Below are 2186 nucleotides of genomic sequence, written 5' to 3'. Positions count from 1 at the left end.
TATGATTCAAACAGCTTTAACCTAAATAATTAATAATTAAACAATTAAATAATTAAATAAATAATTAAATAATTCAGGTTTAAAGCCTCCCCAATAAAGGGGAAAAAAGCGGTTGGCAAGGGTCCCAGTCCGTTAGGATGGGATAGATAGGCGACTGGCGCCATATCCAATCAACCAAGAGAAATAAATCTTTTCCTTTTAGGCAATCCTCTCCCTAAAAGGGAGAGGTAATTATCCATTATCCATTATCCATTATCCATTATCCATTATCCATTAATGAAGCCTTTCCAAACCAAAATTGGCATAACCTTAACCAAGAAAAAAATTACTGTTTTACAAGTTAATCTTGGCAAACGTTGTAATCTCGCCTGTAGTCATTGTCATGTGGAAGCTAGCCCAAAAAGAACAGAAGAACTTACTCCTGAAATTTGTGAACAATTAGTTGAGTTAATTAAGAGATTTCCTCAAATTGAAACAATTGATTTGACTGGTGGTGCCCCAGAAATGAATTATGGTTTTAAAGAATTAGTTGAAGTTGCAAGAGCTAAAAATAAAGAAGTAATTGTTCGTTCTAATTTGACAATTTATTTTGTGCCAGGTTTTGAAGATATTCCAGAATATTGTGCGGAAAATCAACTCAGAATTATTGCATCCTTGCCCTGTTATTTAGAAGATAATGTAGATAAAATGCGTGGCAATGGTGTATATAATCAATCAATTCTAGCATTGCAATGGTTGAATAGATTAGGATACGGAAAAAATCAAAATCTGCTCTTAGATTTAGTTTATAATCCTCCAGTTCCCCTGCGTGATAAATTTGCCCTTTCTCCCAATCAAAAAAATCTAGAGCAAGATTATAAGACTTATTTAAAAGAACATTTTAACGTCGAGTTTAATCAACTGTTCACAATTACTAACATACCCATAGGTAGAACTAAAATGTATCTGGAATATCTAAAGATATATCAGCCTTATCTAGAATTTTTGGAGTCAAATTTTAATAGGGAAACTGTAGAAAATTTAATGTGTCGGAATGAATTATCAATTGATTATTTAGGTAATGTTTATGACTGCGACTTTAATCAAATGGAAAATATTCCGGCTCGAACAAAGAAAGGTGAAAAAATTACGGTAGCTAAGTTATTAGAAGCTAATAATTTAGACATAATTGAACAAGTACAGATAGCAAATTATTGTTATGGTTGTACCGCAGGTTCTGGATCTAGCTGCGGTGGTGCATTAGTATAATTAAGACATAGAAAAAATATTGTTTAATTTAAAATAGACATCTCCGGAAAAGAGGGAACAGGGAACACTTAACTGGGAACAGGCAACCCACCCCTAACCCCTCCCAAGAGGGGAGTAATTGATAATTTATGGATAAGAATTGATTCTATTTTTAATTTTCGGAGATGTCTAATGAGGAAGAAGGAAGAAGACATAAGGGAGAGAGAAGAAAATAAGATTAATTACTTGTTTACTACTAATATCAAGTTTTATTAATTAGCCATAATAAAAATTATATAGCTGCCCTTGTGAGAATATTTTTTGCTTTTTCCCTTTGTTCCCTACTCACTATTCCCTAGTCTCTAAAACCATAAATATATCTACTTCATCCTATATTGCAGACATCAGAATTATGTGTCTGCAATATATACAATTTCCTGAATGTTCCATATTCAAATTAATTCAAAATTCAAAATTATAACCTCTGCCTGTTTGCGCAGCATGACCTAGGAAATTAATTCAAAATTCAAAATTATAACCTCTGCCTGTTTGCGCAGCATGACCTAGGAAAGTCAGAGGCTTGAATCCTTAATTCAAAAATTATTCAAATTAAGGAATGAACCAAAATTTTTGAACTTTGAATGCGTGAATTTTGAATTCAAAAAATGGTCAAAACTATCCTTTCATTTAGGAGTTCTCAAAAAAAACTTGCTTAGTTCAAGGTTCAAGGTTGCAAAAATGGTCGTTGGGTATATTACAGTCTGAATTTATTTGAGTTGGAAACCTTAGAACAATATTTATTAGAAGACAAAAATTTTAACCCTTTCCTAGCTCAACTTTGTGAAAATAATGATTAACTTTAATACTGGGTAAAAAGATTTCCAGCCAACAGTAAAAAAATCTGCATAAATCTAAAAAATGCTCACAATAGTAACTAGAATTTTTACCAAAATAGCATA

1 protein-coding gene is annotated in these 2186 nt (G+C 31.9%); it reads left to right on the top strand.

Features of this window, described 5'->3' with window-relative positions; all coding sequences use genetic code 11:
- Positions 1–276 precede the first annotated feature (276 nt).
- Complete coding sequence (gene arsS / locus F6K40_RS39850) at positions 277–1248, top strand: arsenosugar biosynthesis radical SAM (seleno)protein ArsS (protein WP_293145748.1); 972 nt, start codon at positions 277–279, stop codon at positions 1246–1248.
- Positions 1249–2186: the final 938 nt, after the last annotated feature.

It is taken from the genome of Okeania sp. SIO3I5 (genome assembly GCF_010672085.1).
Lineage (GTDB): Bacteria > Cyanobacteriota > Cyanobacteriia > Cyanobacteriales > Microcoleaceae > Trichodesmium.
The sequence above is the reverse complement of the archived record's forward strand: the minus strand, read 5'-3'. Positions and strand labels throughout refer to the sequence as shown.

Coding starts and splice junctions, on each gene's coding strand:
- arsS (WP_293145748.1), top strand. CDS start 277: ATGAAGCCTTTCCAAACCAAAATTGGCATAACCTTAACCAAGAAAAAA.